The sequence below is a fragment of the Streptomyces sp. Je 1-369 genome (genome assembly GCF_026810505.1).
Lineage (GTDB): Bacteria > Actinomycetota > Actinomycetes > Streptomycetales > Streptomycetaceae > Streptomyces.
This window is the reverse complement of record NZ_CP101750.1, coordinates 4,763,715-4,787,917: the sequence shown is the minus strand read 5'-3', so window position 1 is coordinate 4,787,917 and position 24,203 is coordinate 4,763,715. Positions and strand designations below refer to the sequence as shown.

Here is a 24,203-nt window from a genome sequence, read left to right as displayed (position 1 = left end):
CGGGCCTCCCCCTCGCACCCGTTATCCCCTAGCGGTACTCGCGGAGCCGCTTCAAGAAGGCGCCAACGAGGTCGTCGATCTCAGAGTCGACGCTCGTCTCCTCCACCAAGATCCGCTCGATGTGAACGATCCCGCTGTTGCGCCAATGACGATCGCGAGTCGCATCCGCTGCCAATCGGCCCTTGTGGTGCGGTCCATCGACCTCAATGATCCCGATGCGGCCAGCCACAGCCACCAAGAAGTCCGGGGTCCACACGCTCCCAGTGGCTACACGACCCATCGGGAGCGGGAAAATGGAAACGGAGGAGTCAGCAGGCAGGACCTCCTGCTGCCTCTTGAGCGCCTCGTAGACTCGCATCTCCTCACGAGAGTCGAAGACGAAGCCGTCTGCACCAAGCACGGCCCCACTGCTCTTGGATCGCGTCCGGGCCGCCTGATTCGATGCCGTGCCCTGCGTCAGCCGCTGCTGCAACGCCTGTCGCCAGTTCTCATCCACCTTGGGAAGCGCTGGCGCAGCCGAGACGCTCCTGATCTCGATCTCGTGGCGTTCTGCGACATGGCCAAAGACTGGCTGTATGGAGTCGATGGCCTCCTTGGTGAAACGTGAGACCAGGTAGGGCGGCACGATCAGTACGGCGTCCTGCCAGTCGCCGAACCTGTTGCCAGGCACGATTTCTACGTCATCCACATCAAGCAGGAGCGCAGCTGCCTGGTTGTTTCCCTGCTCGTGCAGCAGATGGGCGGTCTGCGCAAGGACCGTCATCAATGCGCCCTCCATACCTCCCCCGTCTTCCGCGCTCTCTTCTCCGACCCGTGCCATCGGAGGCTGACTCGGCAACGAAGGGACAGGGAGCGTAGTCGGCAGGGGCCGTGATGACGTCGAGTCAGGTAGTTGTTTGTCGACGATCTGCCGAACAGTCGGGCGGATACCGAGGAGCGCGTCCAGCGTCTCCTCCAGCACTGCAACAGAGTTCGAGCTCACCCAGTTGTCGACCGCACCCTGGTTGATGAAGGCCAGTACGACGGTCGAGCCGTCGTACGATGCCAGCTGCGCATTTTGGGACAGCAGGAGCCACGTAAACCTTCGACGCTGCTTCACCGCGTCCAAAATGTTCGGCCAGTGCTGCTGCAACTCAGTCGTGCGCTCTACCTTGCCTGCCACGCCGCCTCCTCGCCCTGACTCCCGTATGCAGGATAGGGCGCAGCACTGACAACTCAGATCGCCACCTTCCGATCTGCGATCCTGAACTGGCCTTAATCTCAAACCAGTTCAGGGTCACCGAAAAGGCGGCGACAGCTGCCGCACTCAGACCTGGGTACGGCAGCTCTTCCTACAGCTGAGCTGCCGCCTTGGACCTCAGGAGATCGTTCAAAACGCGCACCGGGGATGTGGGGCACATCACGAGACGTGCGTCGAGCGCCGCCTCCCACTGCTCGGTCAGGCCAGACATGAGGCGTCGTCGCATGCCGAGCGTTACGTGCGCGTATCGGGCCGAGACCGAGCCGTCGATGTGGCCCATGCGTTCGTCCATGAGGACCTTCTCGGTGCCGAGGTCCTCCATCATCGTGCGGTGGGTGTGGCGCAGGCCGTGGGGCGTGAGGCCCTTGGCGATCGGGAGCCAGCAGGCGTCCGCCCGCGCTGCCGCTCCTCGGCCTCGGGCCGGGATGCCCGGCCACGGCTCACCGAGGATCGGCACCGGGCGCGCCTCCTGCGGCGCCTTCTTCGGGTACCAGCCGGAGACCGCCGGGGTGAACAGCCAGGTGGCGAAGCCGTTGCGGCGCCAGTGGGCCGCGTGCTCGGACGTGGTGCCGCCTCGTACGAACCCGAGCTCCGCGATGGCGAGTTCGACGCGGACTCGGGTGTCCTCCCGTACGCGGTCCGGGTGGTTGAGGACGTTCGAGACCGTACCCGTGGAGACTCCGGCACGGCGGGCGACGTCGGCGAGCTTCGCGCCCTGGTGGCCGCCGGTGCGGGCCGTGCCCTGGCCGCGGAAGACGTACGTCCTGCCGTGACAGGGGCAGGGCGTCGGCTTCGTACGGGCGATGTGGTTGGCGACCAGGGCGGACAGCCAGTCCATCGAGTCGATGGTGCGGTAGCTGTCGTCCTTGGGCGGGCAGCGGACCAGTTCGCCGGTGTCCAGTTCGTACAGCTGCCACTCGACCCGGAAGGCGTCACGGCGTACGAACTCCGTTTCCAGGCCGACGATTTCGCCCCAGCGCTTGCCGGTGTAGCCCTTGAGGACCGTGGCGACGAACTCGTCGTCCCGGCCGGAGAGCAGAGCCGCCCGCTCGGCGGTGAGCAGGATGCCGAGGGCGTCGGTGACGACCTTCTCGGGGCCGCGGTCGCGTGAGCGGCCTGCGCGCTTGCCGCGACCGCGACGGCGTGCAGCCGGGTTGGACGTGAGCAGGCCCTCGTCGATCGCGTCCTCGAAGATCAGGTGGAGCGTGGAGCGCCAGGTCTTGACGCTGGACGCCGCGTAGACGGCTCGCTCCTTCTTCTCCCACAGCTCGACGTCCGGGCGCAGGATGCCTGCGAGCGCCTTGTTCTCGAAGTCGGGGAGCAGGTGCTCCTCGATGTGGCGCTTGTAGTTCTGCATCGTCGAGGCGGCCAGGTCCTGGGCGGCGTACCAGCGGCTCGCGTACTCGCCGAAGGTCTCCTGGCCGAGTGCCGGGTCGCGCCAGTCGCCACGCCGGTACTTGTTCTCCGCCTCACTCGCGGCGCGCTGGGCCTCGCCCTTGGTGGCGAACTTCAGCGGCTTACCGTCTTCGCCGACGACCGTGAGGTGCTTGCCGGGCGCGATCTTGTAGCGGCCGCGCCAGTAGTTTCCGCGCTTCTCGCCGAAACCCACGTATCCCTCCCCTGCTTCGTCGTCGTGCTAGGCCGCGGTCCCGAACTGGCTCTGGCGCGCTCGGCGTGGTGGCCGGGCGCGGAGGCGGGTCGTGGGAGCATCGGGCGGCGAAGGAGGCTGCGAGGCAGGGGCCTTGGCTGCAGGAGCCGCTTTCGCTGCCCGTTGCTGCGGGAGGGCAGGGCGGGCCTCGTTCATGCGGATGATCTCCGCGAGGTGCTCGCTGGTGAAGCGGTACGCGCGGCCGACGCGGGTGAACGGGATGAGCCGGCGGCGGGCACGGTCCTTGACCCACCAGGCGGAGCAACCGAGGACGGCGGCGACTTCCTCGGGGACATAGAGGCGCGGCAGGGCGACCTCGGCGTCCGTGGTCGGAACGGAGGCAGGGGGTATTGCGGGTTGGCGCAAGGAGGGAGTCCTCTGCAGGTCTTGGCGGGCATGGGGCGCGGCAACGCCGACCCGCCGGTCGATCGCTAGGGATGTGGATGAGCTGCCCGGCCTGGGGGGTTTGCGGGCCCAGGGCGGGAGGGGGTGCCGGAGGCTATGCCCCGTTGGTGGAGTGGCCGTCGCTGTCACCAGGCGGAGGGCCGTGCATCTTCAGCATGGTCTTGTTGGCCTCCTCCGCGATGGCGCTCTGGACCATGAGGTCGGCTTCTTCGCGGATGTCGGGGTGCTCGGCGAGGTAGGCGTCAAACGCTTCGCGCGCCTGTGTGAAGGCCATGTTGGCTCTCTGGGTCGCGCGGAACGCGTCCACGACCTCGTCGATGAGTTCCATGGCGCGGGCCTTGGCCGCCAACTGCGGTGGCCCGACGAGATTGCGCAGGTCGATGCCGAGGACCTCGGCGAAGCCGATGGCGTCGTCGAGGTTGATGCGGCGCTTCCCGTTTTCGATCCGCCAGACTGCGGACGGGTTCATGTCGAAGCCGGCCTCGTTGAGCCGGTCGGACAGCGCGTTGGTGCTCCAGCCGCGCGCCTCGCGCTCCACCCTGATGCGGGTCGCGACGTTCGCCTCGCCGCTGAGCAGGACGCCCTCCGACGGTTCTTCCTCCGCCACCGGCGCCTCCTTCCGTTCGTAGCGACGCACTGCGGTTTGCAGCACAGCCTAAACAGTAGCATCACTACTGCGAGATGCAAAACACTACTGCGATCTGCAATTCATGTGGCATAGTGGTGGCATCCCACCCCACCGACATCAGGAGTCCGCACGCCCGCACATCGCATGAAAGAAGCCCCCGGCAATGCCGGGGGCTCAAGCGCAAACCTCTCAACCGCCATCCCTAGCGATCAACCTGCGGAGACCGGGATTGCCGTCCCATATGGCCCGCAAGCAGAGGAGCTGATGCCCAGTATGACCGATGCCCAGCCGAATACGCCATCCCTTCCCGACGGCTCCGGCACGTCGTGGCCCCCAGTCACCGTGCCCGGCCAGCCGTCCGGCTCCGCTGCGCCTTCGGCAGAAGAGGACCGCGACGACGGTGCCTCGTCACCACCGCTGGCCGAGGGGGCGCAGATCCTGGACGCCCTTCGGGCGCAGATCAAGCGCTACGTGGCCATGCCGAGCGAGGAGGCCGTCACGGCGGTGGCCTTGTGGGTCGCGGCGACGCATCTGCAGCGCGCGTGGCAGCACGCGCCGCGCCTGGCAATCGTCGCGCCGGAGAAGCGGTGCGGTAAGTCCAGGCTGCTGGACGTGGTCACCGAGACGGTGCACAACCGTCTGATCACGGTCAACGCCACCGCAGCGGCGATCTTCCGGTCGATCGACGGGGACGACCCGCCGACGCTCTTGGTCGACGAGGCGGACACCATGTTCAGCAGCACCAAGGCCGCGGAGAAGAACGAGGAGGTGCGCGGCCTCATCAACGCCGGGCACCAGCGTGGCCGACCGACGCTGCGGGTGTCCGGGCCGGAGCATCAGGTGCAGGAGTTCCCCACCTTTGCCATGGCCGCGCTCGCGGGGATCGGTGACCTGCCTGACACGATCATGGACCGTGCGGTGGTCATCCGGATGCGCCGTCGCGCGGCGGGCGAGAAGGTGGCGTCCTTCCGCACCGGCCGGGACACCCCCGCCCTGAACGCGATCCGCGACCGCCTCCGCACCTGGCTCCAGCCGCTGTACGCGCAGGCCATGGAGATGGAGCCGCCCATGCCGGTCGAAGACCGTGCGGCGGACACCTGGGAACCGCTGGTCATTATCGCCGACCTCGCCGGAGGCGACTGGCCCGCGCTGGCCCGTACCGCCTGCCGCACTATGACCGCCTACGAGGCCGGCCAGGACGAGGAAGGCGGTCTGCGCACCCGCCTCCTGACCGGCATCCGCTGCGCCTTCGCCGCCGTGGGCGACCCAGCCGTGCTGAGCACGAAGCACCTGCTGGAGTCCCTCAACGCGGACAGGGAAGCACCGTGGGCGGAGTACGGCGCCAACGGGCTGACCCCGCGCGGACTGCAGCTGCTGCTCAAGCCGTACGGGATTGGCTCGGCCAACCGCCGCTTCCCCGACGGCACCCAGGCCAAGGGCTTCGCGCGCAACCAATTCCTCGACACCTGGGCGCGCTATTGCCCCGAGCCGAAGGCAGCGGACGAGCCGGTGCCAGGCACCGCAGCCTGACTCGACGCCACTCGTATCACTCGTCCCCGCGCAGGTCAGCGCGGGGACGAGTGGACAGCCCGCAACGAGTCATCTCGACATCACCACGCCACTCGTACCTGTGCTGACCAGGCACGCGACGAGTGGTACGAGTCCCAGCACCTCGCGGCCGCAGCGCCATGCTCGCGCCCTGGCCGCTCGTAGGTGCCCCCATACACCGGAGGTCTCCCCTGCCCCCGCACGAACCCACCGCAGCCGAACCCACCACACCCGGGTCCGCCGCACCCAAGACCGGCGCCATCCGCTTCGGCATCGCCCTGCTCGGCACCATCGGCTTCGTCCTGTCCTACGACGCTCTGCGGCAGATGGCCGTCGCCGCCCACATCCGCCCGCTCTTCACCATCGGCTTCCCCCTCGTCATCGACGGGTTCATCGCCATCGGCATTGGCACCCTGCTCCTGGTGCGTACCGCGTCGACGGCCGCCCGCCTGTACGTGTGGATCCTCGTCATCCTGGCCACCGCGCTCAGCATCTGGGCGAATGCGCTCCACGCCGTACGCCTCAACCAGCAGGCCCACAACGGCGGTCTGCAGCTCGGTGACTGGACCGTGGCCGTGCTCTCCGCGCTCCCGCCGCTCGCCCTGGCCGGCGCGGTGCACTTCTACCAGATCATCCAGCGTGACCTCGCACTGGCTGCCAACCGGGAAGACACCGACCCAGTAGTCAACGGCGCCACCTCGGACGTCCAGCTGTCCGCGCACCTCAAGGTGGCGGGCGCTCTGGCAGACGTGGCGGAGGACGCTACTGATGTGGCGGGTTCGTCCGCCTCTTCCCCTTCGACCGGCGCGGAGGGCGACATCGTCGATCCCGAGCTGCTCTCCCTCGCCCGGCGTGCGCCTCGTGGGCGCGGAGGCAAAGCCTCCCGCCGCCACATCGAGGACGCGGTCCGAAGCACCGGCCGCACGATCGGCAAGGACGAGGCGGAACGCGTCAAGGACTCGCTCCAGGCCGAACTCGACGAAGCCGCAGCAGCCGAACCGCGCGAGACCGCGCCAGCGGTGATCGCTTCCTGACTACCGGCCACTGCCAACCGCGTCCCGCTTCTCTCGTCCCCGCGCACGTCAGCGCGGGGACGAGTCTCCCTCCGGCGACGAGTCGACCCGACATCACCGCACGCCCCGATATCCACACCCCACCGAGTAGGTCACCCATGCCCGCACCACAGCACGAACTGCCCACCCCACACGAGGAGATGACCACGACTACAGCAGCCACCACAACGCCAGCAAGGTATCCCGCTGGACCGTCCACAGGCCGGTCCCTCGGGGAAGCCTCCGCCCCGGGGGTAGCGCAGGCACTCGGGCACCAGGGGGTGCCCGAGGAGGAACTACCGGCACACGCCGATCCCGCCGCTGCTGCCGACGCTCCGCTGCCGCGTGCTGCAGACGTCGCCGCCCTGCACCGTGTCGCCCAGCGTCGCAAGCCCGACCCGGGCGGCCGGCGCAAGAAGCGCGTCGATGTCCGCTACAGCGTTGAGGAGAGGGACGCCATCCTCGCCAAGGCCACGTCACTGAACCTCAGCGGCGCCCACTACGTCGCTGCCGTAACCCAGGCCCACGTTGAAGGTGAACTCACCGTGCCCGGCCAGCGCACTCAGCTGGACGACTACATCGACGAGCTCAACGCCCTGCGCAGCGAGGTGGCAGCCATCGGCCGCAATGTCAACCAGATCGCCAAGAAGCTCAACTCCGGCAGCCATCCACACCCTGGGGACAGCGCCCTCCTCGCCCAGACCGACCGCACCCTGGACGCGGTCGGTGAGGCTGTGCGCCACATCGCGGCAGCCGCGAACCAGGCCGTCAGCCACAAGGCGGCCGGATGATCGCGAAGATCACGGGCGGCAAGGAGACCGCCAACTTGATCCGCTACCTGTACGACACGAAGAAGAAGGGCCACACCGACCCGCACCTGGTCGCCTCATGGGACGGCTTCGTTCCCGACCCCGGCCGCGCCGACGACGTCGACGCCACCAAGAGGCGCCTCGTCGCCGACCTCGACCTGCACGTCAAGCAGGCCGAGCGCCTCGGCCGCGCCCCCGAGAAGCATGTGTGGCACTGCTCAGTCCGTGCCGCCAAGACCGACCGTCACCTCAGCGACGAGGAGTGGGGCGACATCGGCCGCCGCGTCGTGGCCGCCACCGGCATCGCGCCGGACGGTGATCCGGACGGATGTCGCTGGGTCGCCGTACGGCACGCACCCGACCATATCCACATCGCCGCCACCAAAGTCCGCTCCGACCTGCGTACCGCCCGCCACTGGAACGACTACCTCACCGCCGACCGCGAACTCGCCGCCATCGAGAAGGAGTACGACCTCTTCCAAGTCATACGCGGGGACCGCACCGCCGCGAAGCGGCCCACCCGCGCCGAGCAGGAGAAGGCCAGGCGCGCCGGCCAGGCCCGCACCGCCCGCGAACACCTGCGCGCCACGATCCGTACCGCCGTGGCCGCCGCCACCAGCACCGAAGAGTTCATCCGTCTCCTGGAGCACACCGACGGCATCCTCGTGGACGTCAAGCACTTCCCCTCCGGAGACGTACGCGGCTACACCGTCGCCCTCGAAGGCGACGTCAACGCCGTACAGGAACCGATCTGGTACTCCGGTTCCGAACTCTCCCCCGACCTTTCCCTGCCCAAGATCCGCAAGCGCCTCGACGCCACCGACCCGCAACGATGCCCGCGCAAGACCAACCCGTGGCATCAGGCGACGGCCGCCGCAGAACGCATCCCCCACCACCTCGAACACGGCGACGACGTAGCCGCTCAAGCCCATCTGGCCGCCTTCGGTGAAGCCCTCGACGCCCTACCCCTTCGCGCGCCCCAGGCAATTCAGCCCCAACTCTGTCAGGCAGCTGAGGCGTTCGAGCGCGCCACTCGCTCCCGTATCCAGGCTGAGCACCAGCACGCCCGCGCCCTGCGCGGCGCCGTGCGGGCCATGGTCCGCGAGCCCACCCCCAAGGACGGCGCCCTGCTGGCGATGTTCCTCGACGCCGCGATCCTCGCCATCATCGCCGCCGCCCGCTGGCACCAGCTCCACCACCACGACCAACAGGTGGCCGCAGCCCACCAGGCCCTGGTCCACCTCCGGGCCGCCTACGAACAAACTGCCGTCGCGCCACTGACCGTGCTCGCCCAGCGCAGGCCACCCACTCAGGTAGTGGAGCGGCACATGCTCCTCATCCGGCAGACAATGCCCGATCACGCGGAACAGGTGTTGGAGGATCCGGCCTTCGACGCGCTCGCTGCCGTGCTCGCGGACGCAGAGAAAGCCGGGCACGACCCGAAGCAGCTCCTGCAACAGGCCGCCGACCAGCGTGCGCTCGATGATGCCCGCCGACCCGCGCGGGTGCTGACGTGGCGCGTCGAACGCCTCAGTACGAGGTCGGCGCCCAGCGCCCACGCACGTGCGGCACAGGCGCAGAGTGCGGCACGGCGGTCGAGCACGCCGGCGCAAACACCACCGGCTGCTCCGGCCGCTCAACCTCAGTCGCCCCAGGCTCGGCGACGGTGACACACCCACCGCGAGCCGCACGTGGAGTCGGCGCCATGCGGCTTCGACTCCACGTGCGGCGCCGGGTGCGTCCGCCGCCTGCCCGCCGCTCGCAGCGGCACGGCCTCGTACGGGCGTGCTGCTGACGGCCTCCGGACCAAGACCCTGGCGGCCTTACCGCCCCCGGGCCTCGGTGAGCGCCGCCACCAGTACGTCCAGGTCGCCGGTGTAGACGATCACGTCTTCGTCGTCGGCCGGGGGATCGAAGCGGGCGAAGAAGTCGTCCAGGGCTTCCGGGGTGACGGTCAGCGCGTTGGCGTCCTCGCGTACGTTGCGCTCGGTCAGGCGCCGCAGCAGTTCGTCGCGGTCGGCGGGGAGGTAGACGACAACGGGCAGGCCGCCTGCTTCGCGGGCGGCCTGCCGCCAGGCGTCGCGCTCGGCGCGGCGCCACAGCCCGTGGTCCAGGGCGACGTCGTTGCCGGCCTCGATCTCCTTGACGAACCGGCCCCGGGTCGCTTCGACCACGGGCCGTTCGCGCTCGAAGTAGGTGTGTTCGGGGTAGTCCACGCCGTACCGGCCGTGGAGACGGTGGACCTCCTCGTCCACGGACAGCCGGAGGTAGCCGCGGTCGGCCAGGGCCTGGGCGACGGTGGTCTTCCCGGAGCCTGTGAGACCGGCCAGGAGTACGGCGAGGGGCACGTGGTCATCCTTCCGCGACATGCTGTCCGCGCGTGAGTGCGTCGTGTGTCAATCCTGGCCGCTGTGGGCGTGCGGACGCCAGGTGGTGAAGACGTTGCGGGCCTCGGAGGGCCAGCTGAAGGGCATCCGATCCAGGCTCACCTGCCGGAAGGCGAACCGCGGGTCGCTGGTGTTGATCACGCCGCCGTGCTGTCCGACGTGGGCCAGCAGGCGTCCGGCCTCGTCGCGGACGGCCGGGGTGTGTTCCTGCCAGGTGCCGTGGGCGAAGTGCTGGACCCGTCGGCGCAGGTCGTCCAGGACGCCCGAGCGCCACTTGAAATGGTGAACCGCGCAGATGCGGTCCGCGTCCGGCCGCTGGCCCGGAGCACGGTGGTTGCCGGAGGAGACGGTGACGTCGTGGCGGGCGAGGACGATCTTCCTCGGGTCGCCGTGCAGGAGCCGGTGGGTGAGGTGTCCGCCGAGGGGATAGGCGAGTTCGAGTCCGCCTTCGGGCCGCCAGCCGGTCAGGCGTCCGCTGGCAGCGACGCGGTCGAGCATCAGACCGCCCACCACAGAGCTTCCGGACTTCTCGGCCTGGGCGATCACCTCGTTCAGCGGGGCGGGGTACTGCTGGAACTCGTCGGCGTCGGCAAGCAGATGCCAGCCGGGACCGGCCCGGTGCCGCAGGGCGTCGCGGAGCTGGGTGTTGGTGTGCTCGTGCCAGGGGCCGGTGCTGGTGCCGGTGGGGATGATGCCCAGCTCCCGGCACGCGGCCTGGAGCTCGTGTCGTTGTGCGTCGGGGACGTGGTCGGGGAAGTGGAAGGCGATCAGGAACCGCTCGACGCCCAGCCACCGGTAGTGGCGGGCCCAGGCGGCCAGCAGCGGCGGCTCGACGGGGCCGATGACGGCGATCAGCGCGGGAGGCGTGCTCGGCATTCAGGACTCCTTCGTGCGCAAGGGGGCGAAGGCGCGGGTGAGGAAGTCGGCCTGCTCGGCTGCGGACCGCATCCCGAGCAGAACCGGGGCCTCCGGTCCGGGCAGCGGGGGCGGCTGACGGATGACGGTGTGCAGGGCATCTGCGAGGGCGTCCGGGTCGCGTGCGGGGAACATCAGGGCCCAGGGCTGGCCGTGCAGGCGGGTGGTGAGGGCGTCGTCGTGCTCGGAGACGATCAGGGGGACGCCGAGCCGGGCGGCGTCCATGACGAGCCCGGATTCCTTGCCAGTCCCGGGGTGGCGGGTGACCAGGGCGGCGTCCGCGGCGGCGTACACCAGCCGCAGCACGGAGTCGCTGACCGGGCCGGGCACGGTGTGCACCCGCAGGCCGGGCAGGGACTGCCATCGCTCGAGGACGGCCTCGTCGAGCGGGGAGCCGGTGACCACTAGGTGCAGGGGCTCCTTGAGCCGGTCCAGGGCGGCTTCGAGGACAGGGATGTCCTTGTAGGGCCACCACCCACCGACCAGGCAGACCACCGCCTCGGCGGCGGGGATGTCGAATGCGGCTCGGCCCCCGTCACGTTCGGCGTCGCTCAGGCGGTGGCCGTCGTCGACTGCGAAGGCGCCCACCACCGCGGGCAGGTCGGCGAAGGCTGTGGCGAACTGATCGCCGACGGCCTGCGTCGGGTACACGGCAACCACCCGTTGCTCGCCCCGGCGGGCGAGCCGGCCCAGCATCCGCACGACGGCGTCCTCGGCCGTGACCGCCTCGTGGACGAACCGCAGGTGCGGCTGCCCGCCGAGGAGGGCGGCGGCCCCGTGCAGGGCCTCGCTCGCGGTCAGGATCACCACCGCGTCGGCGCCGGACTCCAACCGGCGGCCGGACCGCAGCGCGGACGCCTCGGACAGGCAGCGGGCGATCAGGGTGATCTGGTGCGGCACCCTCCGCAGGCGGCGGGGCCAGCGCCGCGAGCGGAACACACGCTGACCGGCCGAGGAGAGCCCGGCCGCCAGGCGGGAGACGGCCAACAGCACGGTCGCCGCCGGCCCGGCCGGTGCGGTCACCAGCCGGGCACCCGCCTCGCGCAGGGCACGTACCGCCTCGGAGGCGATCCCGTGCGGGGCGATGACGAGGCTGCCGGGCCGGGCCTGGGCGAGGGCCGCCAGCGTGCGCTGATGGTGCCCGCCCAGGCGGTTCGCGTACGGCTCGATGAGTACGAGCGGACCGGTCATCCGGACACCGCCTGGTCTCCGTGGGCGGCGGTGAACCTCTCCCGCAGCCAGGTGGGGTCGTTGAGGTGGTCGAACTGCTGCGGGTCACGCGCGGCCTGCCGGGCGAAGGCGACGCCCTCGGTCGCCCCAGCGGCGGCATAGGCGGCGAACTCGCCGCTGCGGCTGAGCATCCAGGCATCGACGCGCTGATGGGCGTCGTCGTCGGCCATGCCGTACTCGCTGCCGCGGGACAGCATCGCGCACTCGCGGAAACCGGCCTTCCAGGCGTGGAAGGGGCTCTGGTTGAACCGCGTGATCCCGGCGGTGTGCTGGGCGAATTCGATCCTTCCGGGCAGGGCGGCGAGCACGTCCACGGCGTCGCCCATCTCCCGCAGAGCGCTGCGGCGGATCAGCTTCAGGCCGCCGTAGCCGTAGGTCAGGCCGTTGACCGGGTTGACCGCCCGCCACACCCGCATGGAGACGCCCTCGTCCAGCGGCTCGACAGTGGCCACATCGAAGTCGGTGTCGATGGCGAAGTCGCCGTCGGCGAGGAAGAACTGCTCGCGCTCGACGACCTCGGCGCACAGCCGGTAGGCCCGGCGCATCCCGTGGACCCCGTGCAGGCGCTTTACGGTGCCGCCGAGAGTGCGCTGGAGGCGGGAGTGCAGGGAGTTGGCCATCGGCTCGTCGTAGGAGAGGAAGACAGCGTCGAAGCCGGTCACGAGATGGCCTCCAGGTAGCGGGCGGCGACCAGGGCGGGGGTGAAGTCGGCGGTGGAGGCGTGGGCCCGCTTGGCGTGGACGGCGTGGAACTCGTCGTCCGTGGCGAGGCGTTCGGCCAAGGCGACGGCCTCGTCCGGGGTGGTGAAGCACAGCTCGGGGTCGATGTGTTCGGCGAGCCAGCCCAGGCGAGGCGAGATGACCGGCAGGCCCATGCCCTGGCAGTCGATGACGCTCATCGACCACGGGCAGCCGGGCCTGAACGGGGCGATGCCGAAGCGGGCGCCGGCCAGCAAGTTCTTGTAGCGGACGCGGTCGCCACGGTCGGAGACGACCTGCACATGCGGCAATGCGGCGAGCTTCTCGCGCATCTTCTCGGGGCTGTCGTCCAGGCCCTTGCGCTCGGCCCGGCGCTGGCCGAACAGGTCCATCACCCGCAGCCGCACCGCACCGGAGTCGCTGAGTCGGCGGGCCACGTCCACGAACTGCTCGGTGCCGTAGTGCGCGTACAGCCGGTGGTTGTAGACACCGATCGCCGTACCGGTCGTGGGCTGGGCCGTGGCCGGGTCGCGGACCAGGCGCTCGTCACGCGGTGCGGGCACCACTCGCAGCCGGTTGCCGAGGTCCAGCGTCATCCGGGCAGCGGCGGCCGACACCCAGGAGGCGGCCGTGGAGGAGTGGACCATCACCCGGTCGCACGCGGCCAGGCCCGCGGCGAACGCCAGCAGCACCGGCCGCCCCAGCCCCGCGTCGTCCAACGACGGGTCGGGCAGCATCTGCCCGCCGCCCGCGAACGAAAACGGCAGGTAGTGGCAGTACCCGGCCAGCAGCGCATCCGACCCGGCCTCCAGCAGAGCCGTACGAACGGCCGGGGCCTCCTCGATCTGGTTGGCCACCACCACGTCCGGCTTCTCCGCCCCGATTAGGGCCACCAACTCGTCGATGTCCGCCGAGAACCGGGCCCGGTACTTCGTCCCGGGCACCTTGGTCTGGTGGAAGCCGCAGCGGGCATCCCCGGCCGCAGCCGGGGCAGCGACGGTTACATCCGCCCCGGCGTCGGCCAGGGACGGGGCCAGCAGATCCGCGAAGATCCACCCCGAATCCGCCGACAACCGGTCGGGGTTGGAGATGTTGAGCAGGTACAGCACGCGCATGGTTGCGTCGCCTCCCTCGTTCGCCCGGGGGTCGATCCGGGCCGTTGAGGGAAGGAAACCGGCGACGTGAGCCGTGACGGGATGATGAACTTGGATCACTCACGGTTCATTCATGCTCACCAAGTGACGCGGAGCGGGGCTTCGATGGACGCGCACAGCGAGGAGATCACCGTCGAGCAGGCGGCCGAGGACTTCGCGGCTGAGGTAGCCAGATGGCGGGAAGTACGCGGCATGTCCAAGCGGGCATTAGCGCTGGCCATGGGCTTCGACCCGTCCTACGTCAGCCACGTCGAGTCCGGCCGCCACAAGCCCACCGAGGAGTTCGCCCGGCTCGCCGACGAGCACCTCAACGCCGGGAAAGCGATCTGGCGGCGCTGGTGCGATTACGAGCAGGCCCGCACCAGGACCCGTCGCCAACCTGCGGCCCCACCGGCCCAGCGCAGGCACGAGCAGCCGTATGCCACCGGGTCCGCCCTCGTCGTCGAACACGACGCCGCCCGCCTCCAGTACGACGGCCACTCCTACCGGCTCACCATGCGACGGTTGCTGCGGAACACCGGCGACGAACCGGTGACCCGCTACCTGATCCGCATCTCCGTCGACCGCTACCCCGGCGACCCCGAGCAGTCCAACGCCCACTACCGAGTCCACCCGCTGACCTGGGACGAACTCGACCTCACCGCCACCTGCCGCGGCGAGACGATGCGCTGGCAGGCCAAGCACGACCGCGACGCCTTCAAGGAAGTCTGGCTGCTGTTCGACAACGAACACGGCCGCTTCCCGCTCTACCCCGGCGAGTCCGTATGGATCGAGTACGCCTACACCGTCGGCGACGACAAATGGGGCAACTGGTTCCAGCGAGCCGTCCGCCTGCCCACCGAACAACTCGAAGTCCAGCTTGCCTTCCCCGCCGCCCTCGACCCCGTCGTGTGGGGCACCGAGACCTCCATGACAGCCGAAGCCTCCCCGCTGCGGACCCCGCCCGTCCGCAGCGACGACGGTGAACTGAGGCAATTCACCTGGATCACGACCACGCCCGCCCTCCACGCTCGGTACCGTCTTGAGTGGAGGTTCCGGGCACGACCCGAACACGACACGGCACGAGGGGACTTCAGGTGATTGATGTGCGGCCCAGCCAGCAGATGCGAGACCTCGGCGTTGTTCAACACGGCGCCGGCATCCTCGCCGAACCGGCCCGCACCTTCACCCTGCCCGCCGAGCGCAACGAGGCCGAGCGCATCACCGACGAGCTGTTCGCCGCGATGGAACGGATCGGCCAGGTCCACCCCTTCGCCAAAGGCATGGGCATCGCCGCCCCACAGATCGGCATCGGCCGCACCGCCGCCGTCGTCCAGCCGCCCGGCGACGCACCCGCCATCATCCTGCTCAACCCGAAGATCACCGACCGCTCCGACGAGCTGGACGAGCAGTACGAGGGTTGCCTGAGCTTCTTCGACGTCCGCGGCCTCGTCCCCCGCCCTCTGAAGATCACCGTCGAGACCACGGCCCTGACCGGCGAGACCGTCACCACCGTGTACGAACGCGGCCTCGCCCGCCTCATCCACCACGAGATCGACCACCTCGACGGCCTGCTCTACACCACCCGCATGCGCACCGGCATCACCCCCATCCCCGTCGAGGAATACCGGCAGACCGGTCGGGCCTGGGCATACGAGCAGTAGCCGTCAACTGCGCGGGGAGGGCTGGGAGGCGAGCTCGGCGAACCGATCACCGAAACCGCAGTCCGATAGCTGTGCGAGGAGACCGGCCTGACAGTGAAACCGGAGTCCCCCAAGGTCGCCCACAACGGGATGATTCATGGCTGTTTACGGCGGGCGCTGCCCTGGTTCGCGGGCCGGTTCTGGTGCCAGTATCAGCAGCTTGTCCGGGCCGGGTGGGAGCGCGCCGATCACCTGCACCGCGAGGAGCCCCTGCTGCACCACCCAAGTCCCACCGTTGACGTGCGCCCTCGGCACCGGGCGTCGTGGGAGCCGTTTGGGAGCCAACCTGCTCCCCGAGCCCTTCCGACACCGCGCAAGCCTCATTGAGACCACGCCTCTGACCTGCGCAAACACCATCCATGCAGGCGAGATCACCAACCGAACCTCATTCGGGACGAAGAGGTCGTGGGTTCAAATCCCGCCACCCCGACAGCTGAAACACCAGGTCAAGGGCCTGATCCTCTCTGAGGGTCAGGCCCTTACTGCGTCTCCGGTGATCGTTTGGGAGAAATCTGGGAGAAGATCTTGGCGGAGCGTCTCCCACTGCGGTGCTGACGCGGGACGCTGAGACCGACACAGACCGGACCTCAGCCCTGCGCAACAGCGAATCGTCTCGCCACAGCCAGCAGCGGACCGTTGTAGCGAAGGTGCCTACAGGCCGGGAAAAACTCCCAGGAAGTCGCGCACACGACGCCACCCGACAGCCGTAACGGCTGCGGCGAGCGCACCCCCGGCGAGAAACCAGCCCGTGAGATCGTCACGGACGCCGAGCACAGGCAAGAGGGGGTCCAGGACAAGGACCGACCCAAGAGCTGCAACGACGCCACGCACGATGGCGAACGATTCCCGGAGCGCATGTCTCCGCAGGGAGACCGGGGTGACACCTTCCAGAGCCTCAGCAGGGAGGAGAGCACCGACGAATCCGGCTGCGTGTTGTTCACCGATCGTCGCGAGCATCTTGGCCAGGTCGTCCAGAGACTGGTCGGGCTCGACATCGAGCCTGACGAGTTCGCGGTGCAGGGCCCCAATGACAGCGGACGCGTGGTGACGGGCAGCGCCCCTTCGCGGTGAACGCCGGGTCATGCCACCGCGCCAGATGTGGGAACGCCAGACGCTCCACTCGATGGCTCGACACAGGCTGTCCACATGCCTGAGCCGATCCGGACGGTCGATACCTGTGGCGGCCTTCGCCTGCGCGCATCGCACGAGTGCCGCGCAAGTGCGCTGTGTAAGCCAGTACTTGCGGAGAACTCCCTTACGCAGGGTGCGCCACATGACCCACGCAGGAATTCCGAGCATCGCCAGGTTAGCCACCACTGCGAAGACAGGATCACGGCCCGCAGCCGAGCTGTCGGGCACCTTGCCCCACTGGTCGAAGAGGAACGCTGCCGCCTGCTCCAGGCTTTCGAAGCCGTAGTGATGTGCGAACTTCCAGGCCACCAGTGCAAGGAACGGCACGGCGATGATGACGATCACCATGCCCGCGACAGGGGCTCCGATACCCCGAGTAAGCAAGTACCCCCAGGTGATACTCAGCGACCGCTGCGCCTGCACTGTGCGAGGGAGATCCTCTTTGCAGATACCCAACCGGTCCAAAGCCGCCCAGAGATTTCGGGTCTCCTTCTGAAACCTTCGCTCGTTGACGTTCGCCCGCCAGTCGCGGAGACCCCGCCTGCTCGGACGGACTGCACGACGGGCGCGTAGACGGATCCGTACCCATGCTCGACTCCGAATGTCGCGCGGCGCTGGCAGGCAGGCTCGACCGCTCGGTTGCACTGTGGTCATGGGCGTGATGATGCAGTACGTGACTGACAACATCCCGCCGCATGAGAGAGTCGTAGTTGTTGTCTAGGGCCAAACCCTCCCGCTCTAGCCCACGTCTGCGGGAAGCCTCTTGCGGCTCCGCAGCAGTGGCAACAGAGCAGGGCACTCCCGGATAAACGCATGACTCATGGGGTGCAGGCGGTCGAACCCGAACGCTTGCACCTGGCTCGCAGCTACAGACGCCTTGTCAGCGAACGGACATTCTCCATCAGAGCGTGCAACAGGTACGGCGGCTCCGTCGCAGTCGTCCGGGTTGTCTCTAAATATGTCGCTGCGTTCTTTCCATCAATGCCTTCGCCAGCTCGGACGAGGTCCTGCCTACGCTCGTCCCATGCTGGCCAGTGCTGGGCAAGGTAGGTCTCCAAGGTGTCCTCGAAGACCGTGTACCGACCAGTCGAGTCGTTAGTAGGTCGGGGGCTCGGTGAAGCACCCAGGTACTGGAGGAGGTTCGCGTTCTTGGTCTGATTCGTCCGCGCCTGTCGCTCGAACTCCTGCTCCTTCTCCTGCCGCTGCGGCGGGACAAGGTGGCGTACCGACTCTCGCTTACGCTCTTCCATCTCGGCGTCCCCATCAAATGCGACGTAACAGGGCACGCCCAGGGCGCTGAAAAGCGCGTCGGAGATCATCAAGTTTTCCTTGCCGTGGACCTCAATGACGCTGATCCCTTCCGCGCCCTTCGACCAACACCACGGCATGCGCGAAGAAGCCGTCTGCCAGCGCCCCGCTTAGCGTTCCCTCTGTCCGACTCCTGATCACCTTCTGGCTCACCATCCCGTCGAGGGCCGTGCAAAGATCCTCTTCTACCGCTTGCCACACCTCGGTGACGGGATGTCCATCACCGGCAGCACGGCAAAAACGACGGATCTGGTGGTACCCCTTCGGATCGATGAAGACGGGGTTATGCGTGGGGTACATCACCTGTGTACGCCCCTGCGGAGAGGCGCTGACCAGCTCGCGCAGCACTTTCGCGAATGTCCGTGCCTGAGGCGGGTGCTGGAACAGCTCCGGCTCCTCGACAGCCAGACACAGCGTCCGCATGCCGTCAGCCGGCCGCCGGCGGTCTGCCAGATACGTCAACGCAGCGATGATCAAGGCCCGCTGAAACCCGTGCCCCTGCCGGTGCACCGAAGTTCGAGCAGCGCCGTCGCGAATACTCACCCGGAATGCAGTGCGAGCGAGTCTTGGCGCCTGCACGGTGGGGGTTACAACAACCTCGCGTCCAGTGGTGAACTTGCCAACCTCCGCGGAGAGCGCAGCCGCCACCTCATCCAGCACAGGGCCGTAGACCCTTGCATGTACGTCCTGCCGCGCCAGATGGGCGTTCTCCTCGATCTCGCCGAGTTGCTCGTTCGCCTGCGAACGATCTACACGACTGACGAGCAGTGCGCTCAGGAACGGCGCGACGCGAACAGAACACTCGATAGCTCTGCCCAAGCGAGGCCACTTTGGGGCTTCATCGGGTGCACAGTGCCGTCTTGCCCCTCCCCCCGGAGCGAAGCGGCGACCCTCGACGCGTCCCTCGCTGGGCGGCAGGAGTGCTCGCGTTGGTTGTTCGGTGTCCAGCGTGTCGGGGAGCCGAGACAGTAGGCTGCACTCAGCGGGATCGGGCCCGCTCATGTGGTGTCCGGGAGGTGCGTCATGACTGCCGAGATGGCAGCCCCTGCGTGGATGCACGAGCAGATCACGGCGGAGCAGTACGACTCCTGGTCCGATGAGCAGTGTGCGGGGATCGAGATCGTGGACGGGATGGTCGTTGTGAGTCCCAGCGCGTCCAAGCGCCACAACCGGCTCGCTCGGTTCCTGGCAAATGCCTTGGAATCCGCCGCAGGGCCTGATTGGAACGCCGATACCGACTTCGATGTCCGTCTGCAGGATGTTCCGCTCACGAATCGGCGTCCGGATGTCGTTGTGTATCGCGCGGACACGATCGACATCACGCCCACCCGTCCGGAGCACGTGCTGCTGGTCGTAGAGGTTGTCTCGCCAGGATCGGAGACTACCGATCGGATTGTGAAGACGGACCAATACGCCAAGTCTGGCATTGCCTTCTACTGGCGGGTCGAGCAGGCCGTGACCGGCGTCCCGCTGCTGTACACCTACGTTCTCGACCCGGCGGCCAGGGCCTACCGGAATGGGGATGTGTTCACTGGCGTCGTCAAGGTTTCGGCACCCTTCCAGGTCGAGATCGACCTCGGCCGGATCTGACCTCTCCCCAAGCGACTGCGGTTCCGGAAGTGACGCACGTCGTCGACGCCACGCCCTGTGGGAGCCATCTGGGAGCCAACCTGCTCCCCAAGTTTTCGCTGCGCCCTGCGAGTCCGATCGAGACCATGCGGGTTCAAATCCCGCCACCCCGACAGTGAAGGACCAGTTCAGGGGGCTGCTCCGCTTAGCGGGTCGAGCCCCTGATTGGTTTCGCAGGCCCGGCAGGCCGTGGCACGACGCAGTGGCGACCGCTGGTAGCCCATCGCCCGTGACCCGCCACAGTTCCTCTCCCCGCCGACGCGCAGAGATGGCCGGATGCCGTCCCTCCTGTTCAGCCTCGGCTGTCTCTTGCCAAGGCCCGCGTGCCAAAGTCGCCGGACGGACCGGGCCAGCACGTACGCGGACGCAAGGAGCAGCACATGCGCGACGGGGGAACGCTGTGGACACTTGCCGTGCCCACAGGCGGCGACACACTCCGGCAGGAGCGTCTCACCCGGGATTTGCACGCCACCCTGCACGGAACGGACGGTCTCGTCGTCGGCTTCCATGACGCCGACGAGCCCACCGGATCGGGCCATAAGGGTGCCGGCGTGGGTGAGGTAGCTCTCTGGGCCGCCGGCACCGCCGCCGTCGCCCGCCCGGCGTCTCAGGTCCTGATCACCCTTATCAAGGAGTGGTGCGCCAAGGAGCGGCACCGCAAGGTCGTGGTCACCGTCGGGGACGACTCCATAGAGATCACCGGGCGTCCGGATGTCGCACAGGAACGCATGGTCCGCGAGTTCCAGGACCGAGTCGCCGCCGACGACGGTCCCGAACCGGATGACGGCGCGGTATGACCCGCCTCCACAAGCGCCGGGCTCTCCTGATCGGCAATGAGCACTACGACGACGGCCGCTTCTCTCCGCTGGCCTCCGTACGGGCGGATGTATGGGGACTCGCCCAGGTACTGAAACACCGCAACATCGGCAACTTCGTCTCCGTCCGGACCGAATCCGATCTCACCGCCGACGACATGCGGGCGGTCATCGGCGAGTTCCTTCAGGAGCGCGACGAGGACGAACTCGCGCTCGTGTACGTCTCTGGGCACGGTGTGCGCACCGTACGCGACGGTGGCGAGTTCCACTTCGTCGCCAAGGACACCGACTACGACCGGGTGGCCTCGACCGCTGTCAGCGCCGGGTTCCTCAACGACACTCTGGAAGAGTGCGTCGCCCCGCAGAAGATCGTGATGATCGACTGCTGCCGCAGCGGTGGTTTCGCCGTGGGCCTGCGCACATCGGACCGCCGGCCCGAGAACTCCGTGTCCAAGTCGGGCGAGCAGCCCCCGCTGACCAGCAGGGGCGTGTACGTCCTGTCGTCCTCGCGGGCCGGGGAGGACTCGTATGCGGATACGGGCGATGGCGAGGACGTGAAGCCATCGGCGTTCACCGGCGAGGTCATCGAGGCGCTGCGCACGGGGAAAGTCAGCAAGGACGGCGGCAGCGCGGTAACGGTCAGTGACCTGTTCCACTACGTCAACCGGCGCATGCGTGCCCTGGACGGTGGCCGCCAGGTGCCGGTGCAGTCCACACACGGCGTCGACGACCGCATCGTCATCGCGGACAGCCCCTTCGGCCGGGCCCCCATCCTCGATCCTCTGCACTCCCGGCCCCGGGCCGCCGCCGGAGAAGCGCCACAACCGCGTGCCGCGAAATCCGCCAACGCGCAACCCGCGTGGGGCAACCTGCTGGACTACTACCGTGAATGCGTCCTGGCCGAGAGCGCCGAGACACCTTTGATGGACGTGATCCATCAGGACACGTCGTACGTGTGCCTGGGTGGCGCGGAGAGGTTCATCTCCGGCGACGTCGACGATGACGGCTGCGTCGCGCTTCCCGGGGAAGCGGCCGCGCTGGTGGGCTCAGCAGCCGAGGAGGACGCCGAGCTCTGGGCGGGCTACCCGGCCGTGGTCCTCACCGGGCCTCGCGCCGGGCGCCCCTGGCGGCAGCCGAAGTTCGCGCCGCTGCTGGTACGCCGCGTCGAGATCGTTCAGGACGGGGGCGAAGTGCGGCTCAAGCCGTACGGCCCGGTCCAGCCGCATCCTCAGCTGGCGCACGACTGGCTGGGCGAGGAGGAGGCCAACCAGCTCATCGACACGTTTCAGCCGTCCTGGCATCGAGGGCAGCACGACCGTATGGCGGTGGAGGTGCGCAACCTCCTCACGCAGGAGTTCGAGCTGCCGTGTGTGCAGGAGCTCCGTCCCGACCAGCTCGCCGACCGCATCGACGTCCGTACGCCCGGCCACGGGGCCCGCAACACTTCGGTCCTGTTCGCCGCACGCCCCCAGACAGGCTTCACGAAGGGGCTTCTCAACGACTTCGCCGGCATCGCCGAACAGGCGGACCAGATCGGAAAGACCGCCCTCGGTGCACTGGCGCCCGACGCCTCGCAGCGGGCCCGGTCCCACGCCCACACGGCCCCCGAACCGGCGCGCCTCGTGACGCCGCTGCCCTGCAACGAAGCCCAGACGGCGGTTCTCCGGTCCGCCATGACCCGCCGCCTCACGGTGGCCACGGGGCCGCCCGGTACCGGCAAGAGCCAGTTGGTCGCCAATCTCGTGGCCACGGCGATCGCGGCAGGTCAGACCGTACTGGTTGCGTCCACCAACAACGATGCCGTGGACGAAGTCTGGCGCCGCTGCGACAAGTTGGTGCCCGGCAGCGTCGTGCGGACCGGCTCGGCGCGGAAGAACGGCAAGAGCAACGCGGAGCACGAGGCCGCCGCACTGCACACGCTGCGTACCGGCCCGGAGCCGTCCACCACCGTGGCCACTGCGTCCATGGCTACCGCGCTGGCCACCGACCGCCTGGCAGAAGTACGGCAAGCTCTGGCACACCTCGCGGAGACCGAGGCGCGGCTTCGCCGGGCAGGCGAAGCCCGTGCCCACCACGCGGAACAGCTCACCACCACCATCACCGATCTCCAGGACCTGCTCGGTGACACGCACCGGCGGAGGGAACTGGAGAACAAGGCACGCCGCCTCGCCCACGCACGCTTCCTCGGCTCGTGGCGCCGGACCCGATTCCTGCGCACGACCGGTGTGCAGGGGCACGCCGGTGATCCCACCACGGGATGCCTCGCGCTCGCCGGCTTCGCCGCGTCTGAGACTGAATGGCGTGACGGGCTCGAGCAAGCGGCGGATGTCGACGACGCGGTACTCACACGGGCCCTCCGCGATGCGGAGAACGCCGTCCAGGACGCTTCACGCACGCTCCTCGCCACCACGGTCCAAGCCGCCGCCTGGGCCGGACGCCGCCGCATTCTCGACCTGTTGGCGGCTCGGGACGGCAAACGCAGCGACTGGTCGCAGATGCGGAGAGTTCTGGGACGCTCGAACGGTTCCATGGACGCGCCCGCTGTGGCCGGATGGGCTGTCACCAGTCTTTCCGCCCGGCGATTCCCGCTGGCACCAGCCCTGTTTGATCTCGTCATCGTCGACGAAGCAAGTCAGTGCGCCATCCCCCACGTCCTGCCGCTGCTGTTCCGGGCGCGGCGCGCCCTGGTCATCGGCGACCCCATGCAGCTCACGCACATCACACAGACCAGCCCGCACCGTGAGGCTCTTATCCGGCGCGGGAACGGGCTGCGGTCCGCCTGGCTGGAGAAGCACCACCTCGCCTACCGGCGCCACTCCGCCTTCCACGCGGCCGAGCAGTCCGCGGGCGGCACATTACTGCTCGACGAGCACTTCCGCTGTCATCCGCACATCGCCGGGATCTCCAACGACTTCTTCTACGACGGCGGGCTGACCGTCCTCACCGATACTCGCGGTCGGCCCGCTCTGGCAAGTCGCCCGGCTGTCATCTGGACGGACGTCACCGGACGGGCCGCCCGCCCTCCGTTCGGTGGTTCCTGGGTCAACGAGGACGAGATCCGCAAAGTGGTCGCCAGCGTCACCTACCTGTTGGACCAGCTGCCAGACGCGGCCACCGTCGGCGTCGTCACGCCCTTCGCCCCTCAGGCCGAAGCGCTGCGCAAGCGGCTGCGGCCGTATGACGACGAACGTCTGCGCATCGGGACGGTGCACACCTTCCAGGGCGGAGAACGGGATGTCATGGTGTTCTCGCTCGTTGCCGGAGAAGGCATGCATCCTCGCGCCGTCGAGTGGGTCGGTGGACAGCTGAACCTGTGGAACGTCGCCATCACCCGGGCCCGCGGCCACCTCATCGTGGTGGGGGACAAGGAGCTCTGGCGGAAGCGGGGAGGCGTGGGCGCCGCGCTGCTGGGAGCCGCGGAACGGGACAGCGTACCCACCGGCGGTGGAGACGAGGATGTGCTGCTCAAACGCCTGTACCGGGTCCTCTCCCGTGCTGAGGAAGGCACCGTCACGCTGGGCGAGACCGTTCACGGACATTCGGCGGACGCTCTGATCAGGGGCGTCGGTGTCACCACACCTAGGGCTGTACTACTCGACAGGGGAGTCGAAGAGGGCTCCGACGCGGCCCGCCACCTGCGGCTCATGCTTCACCGCCGGAACCTGCTGGGCAGTGAGGACGGAGAAATCGAAGCCGTTCGATGGCCGGCTTGGAGGCTGTACGAGACAGACGAACAGCGGGGGTGAGTCAAGAGGAGACCCGTTCTCACCGTGCCCGGACGGTCATGGATGGCGTTGCTCCGCTCGACTTGCCGTCATCGATGCCGATCTGGATTCCGCGGCGATGGCCTATTACGACGTGGGTGACGCAGGCGTCCACCAAGGGCCGGAAGACGGGCAAGGTCACGGGACCCCAGCGGGCATC

At 68.5% G+C, this 24,203-nt stretch carries 21 protein-coding genes; 9 read left to right on the top strand and 12 right to left on the bottom strand.

Annotated elements, in window-relative coordinates; genetic code table 11:
• Positions 1-28: 28 nt before the first annotated feature.
• The 4 genes from NOO62_RS21905 to NOO62_RS21890 form a co-directional block, all read right to left on the bottom strand.
• Positions 29-1,162: a hypothetical protein gene (locus NOO62_RS21905; RefSeq protein ID WP_268772590.1), complete on the bottom strand. Its 1,134-nt coding sequence runs from the start codon at positions 1,160-1,162 to the stop codon at positions 29-31.
• Between the two features lie 169 nt (positions 1,163-1,331).
• Complete coding sequence (locus tag NOO62_RS21900; RefSeq protein WP_268772589.1) at positions 1,332-2,849, bottom strand: LacI family DNA-binding transcriptional regulator; 1,518 nt, start codon at positions 2,847-2,849, stop codon at positions 1,332-1,334.
• A 27-nt stretch (positions 2,850-2,876) separates the two neighbouring features.
• Positions 2,877-3,254, bottom strand: a complete 378-nt coding sequence (locus tag NOO62_RS21895) for a helix-turn-helix domain-containing protein (protein WP_268772588.1) — start codon at positions 3,252-3,254, stop codon at positions 2,877-2,879.
• A 133-nt stretch (positions 3,255-3,387) separates the two neighbouring features.
• Positions 3,388-3,945, bottom strand: coding sequence for a helix-turn-helix domain-containing protein (locus NOO62_RS21890; protein WP_414930865.1), 558 nt, complete (start codon positions 3,943-3,945; stop codon positions 3,388-3,390).
• Positions 3,946-4,194: 249 nt separating this feature from the next.
• On the opposite strand from NOO62_RS21890, the gene NOO62_RS21885 reads away from it, so the two are divergent.
• From NOO62_RS21885 to NOO62_RS21870, 4 genes are all read left to right on the top strand, one after another.
• Entirely contained in the window at positions 4,195-5,451 is a 1,257-nt protein-coding gene (locus tag NOO62_RS21885; protein ID WP_268772587.1) for a DUF3631 domain-containing protein, read from the top strand.
• A gap of 158 nt (positions 5,452-5,609) precedes the next feature.
• Positions 5,610-6,503: a DUF2637 domain-containing protein gene (locus tag NOO62_RS21880; protein WP_268772586.1), complete on the top strand. Its 894-nt coding sequence runs from the start codon at positions 5,610-5,612 to the stop codon at positions 6,501-6,503.
• Between the two features lie 137 nt (positions 6,504-6,640).
• Positions 6,641-7,312, top strand: coding sequence for a plasmid mobilization relaxosome protein MobC (mobC, locus tag NOO62_RS21875; protein WP_268772585.1), 672 nt, complete (start codon positions 6,641-6,643; stop codon positions 7,310-7,312).
• Positions 7,309-9,000, top strand: a complete 1,692-nt coding sequence (locus NOO62_RS21870; RefSeq protein ID WP_268772584.1) for a relaxase/mobilization nuclease domain-containing protein — start codon at positions 7,309-7,311, stop codon at positions 8,998-9,000. The genes mobC and NOO62_RS21870 overlap by 4 nt, the downstream gene beginning before the upstream one ends.
• A 153-nt stretch (positions 9,001-9,153) precedes the next feature.
• Here the strand turns inward: NOO62_RS21870 and NOO62_RS21865 are convergent, their stop codons facing one another.
• The 5 genes from NOO62_RS21865 to NOO62_RS21845 are packed head-to-tail and all read right to left on the bottom strand — an operon-like array spanning position 9,154 to position 13,675.
• Complete coding sequence (locus NOO62_RS21865; protein ID WP_268772583.1) at positions 9,154-9,678, bottom strand: AAA family ATPase; 525 nt, start codon at positions 9,676-9,678, stop codon at positions 9,154-9,156.
• A 48-nt stretch (positions 9,679-9,726) separates the two neighbouring features.
• A complete protein-coding gene (locus NOO62_RS21860) occupies positions 9,727-10,593 on the bottom strand; it encodes a glycosyltransferase family 2 protein (protein WP_268772582.1) in 867 nt (288 codons plus the stop codon).
• Positions 10,594-11,823, bottom strand: coding sequence for a glycosyltransferase (locus NOO62_RS21855; protein WP_268772581.1), 1,230 nt, complete (start codon positions 11,821-11,823; stop codon positions 10,594-10,596).
• The gene (locus NOO62_RS21850; RefSeq protein WP_198503272.1) at positions 11,820-12,524 is read right to left on the bottom strand and encodes a hypothetical protein; all 705 of its coding nucleotides are present in this window, start codon (positions 12,522-12,524) and stop codon (positions 11,820-11,822) included. Before NOO62_RS21850 ends, NOO62_RS21855 begins: the two co-directional genes overlap by 4 nt.
• Positions 12,521-13,675, bottom strand: coding sequence for a glycosyltransferase family 1 protein (locus NOO62_RS21845; protein WP_268772580.1), 1,155 nt, complete (start codon positions 13,673-13,675; stop codon positions 12,521-12,523). Before NOO62_RS21845 ends, NOO62_RS21850 begins: the two co-directional genes overlap by 4 nt.
• Before the next feature lie 144 nt (positions 13,676-13,819).
• Between NOO62_RS21845 and NOO62_RS21840 the strand changes: the two genes are divergently transcribed.
• Entirely contained in the window at positions 13,820-14,794 is a 975-nt protein-coding gene (locus NOO62_RS21840; RefSeq protein WP_268772579.1) for a helix-turn-helix domain-containing protein, read from the top strand.
• A complete protein-coding gene (locus NOO62_RS21835; RefSeq protein ID WP_198503269.1) occupies positions 14,791-15,357 on the top strand; it encodes a peptide deformylase in 567 nt (188 codons plus the stop codon). Before NOO62_RS21840 ends, NOO62_RS21835 begins: the two co-directional genes overlap by 4 nt.
• A 690-nt stretch (positions 15,358-16,047) precedes the next feature.
• On the opposite strand, the gene NOO62_RS21830 is transcribed toward NOO62_RS21835, so the two are convergent.
• The 3 genes from NOO62_RS21830 to NOO62_RS21820 all read right to left on the bottom strand — a co-directional run bounded on the left by NOO62_RS21830 (position 16,048) and on the right by NOO62_RS21820 (position 18,654).
• The gene (locus NOO62_RS21830) at positions 16,048-16,875 is read right to left on the bottom strand and encodes a hypothetical protein (protein WP_268772578.1); all 828 of its coding nucleotides are present in this window, start codon (positions 16,873-16,875) and stop codon (positions 16,048-16,050) included.
• A 518-nt stretch (positions 16,876-17,393) separates the two neighbouring features.
• Positions 17,394-17,846 carry a hypothetical protein gene (locus tag NOO62_RS21825; RefSeq protein WP_268772577.1) on the bottom strand — a complete coding sequence of 151 codons (453 nt, stop codon included), beginning with the start codon at positions 17,844-17,846 and terminating at the stop codon, positions 17,394-17,396.
• Positions 17,847-17,868: 22 nt separating this feature from the next.
• Positions 17,869-18,654, bottom strand: a complete 786-nt coding sequence (locus NOO62_RS21820) for an ATP-dependent nuclease (RefSeq protein ID WP_268772576.1) — start codon at positions 18,652-18,654, stop codon at positions 17,869-17,871.
• A gap of 204 nt (positions 18,655-18,858) precedes the next feature.
• Between NOO62_RS21820 and NOO62_RS21815 the strand changes: the two genes are divergently transcribed.
• The 3 genes from NOO62_RS21815 to NOO62_RS21805 all read left to right on the top strand — a co-directional run bounded on the left by NOO62_RS21815 (position 18,859) and on the right by NOO62_RS21805 (position 24,025).
• Positions 18,859-19,425: a Uma2 family endonuclease gene (locus NOO62_RS21815; protein WP_268772575.1), complete on the top strand. Its 567-nt coding sequence runs from the start codon at positions 18,859-18,861 to the stop codon at positions 19,423-19,425.
• Between the two features lie 419 nt (positions 19,426-19,844).
• Positions 19,845-20,261, top strand: coding sequence for a hypothetical protein (locus tag NOO62_RS21810; RefSeq protein WP_268772574.1), 417 nt, complete (start codon positions 19,845-19,847; stop codon positions 20,259-20,261).
• On the top strand, positions 20,258-24,025 hold the full coding sequence (locus NOO62_RS21805; protein WP_268772573.1) for a caspase, EACC1-associated type: 3,768 nt from the start codon (positions 20,258-20,260) through the stop codon (positions 24,023-24,025). Before NOO62_RS21810 ends, NOO62_RS21805 begins: the two co-directional genes overlap by 4 nt.
• Positions 24,026-24,203 lie beyond the last annotated feature (178 nt).

Excerpts from the sequence above, each read along its gene's own strand:
- NOO62_RS21885 (WP_268772587.1), top strand. The coding sequence starts at position 4,195 with ATGACCGATGCCCAGCCGAATACGCCATCCCTTCCCGACGGCTCCGGC.
- NOO62_RS21880 (WP_268772586.1), top strand. The coding sequence starts at position 5,610 with ATGCTCGCGCCCTGGCCGCTCGTAGGTGCCCCCATACACCGGAGGTCT.
- mobC (WP_268772585.1), top strand. The coding sequence starts at position 6,641 with ATGCCCGCACCACAGCACGAACTGCCCACCCCACACGAGGAGATGACC.
- NOO62_RS21870 (WP_268772584.1), top strand. The coding sequence starts at position 7,309 with ATGATCGCGAAGATCACGGGCGGCAAGGAGACCGCCAACTTGATCCGC.
- NOO62_RS21860 (WP_268772582.1), bottom strand. The coding sequence starts at position 10,593 with ATGCCGAGCACGCCTCCCGCGCTGATCGCCGTCATCGGCCCCGTCGAG.
- NOO62_RS21855 (WP_268772581.1), bottom strand. The coding sequence starts at position 11,823 with ATGACCGGTCCGCTCGTACTCATCGAGCCGTACGCGAACCGCCTGGGC.
- NOO62_RS21845 (WP_268772580.1), bottom strand. The coding sequence starts at position 13,675 with ATGCGCGTGCTGTACCTGCTCAACATCTCCAACCCCGACCGGTTGTCG.
- NOO62_RS21840 (WP_268772579.1), top strand. The coding sequence starts at position 13,820 with ATGGACGCGCACAGCGAGGAGATCACCGTCGAGCAGGCGGCCGAGGAC.
- NOO62_RS21830 (WP_268772578.1), bottom strand. The coding sequence starts at position 16,875 with ATGGTGATCGTCATCATCGCCGTGCCGTTCCTTGCACTGGTGGCCTGG.
- NOO62_RS21825 (WP_268772577.1), bottom strand. The coding sequence starts at position 17,846 with ATGATCTCCGACGCGCTTTTCAGCGCCCTGGGCGTGCCCTGTTACGTC.
- NOO62_RS21815 (WP_268772575.1), top strand. The coding sequence starts at position 18,859 with ATGACTGCCGAGATGGCAGCCCCTGCGTGGATGCACGAGCAGATCACG.
- NOO62_RS21810 (WP_268772574.1), top strand. The coding sequence starts at position 19,845 with ATGCGCGACGGGGGAACGCTGTGGACACTTGCCGTGCCCACAGGCGGC.
- NOO62_RS21805 (WP_268772573.1), top strand. The coding sequence starts at position 20,258 with ATGACCCGCCTCCACAAGCGCCGGGCTCTCCTGATCGGCAATGAGCAC.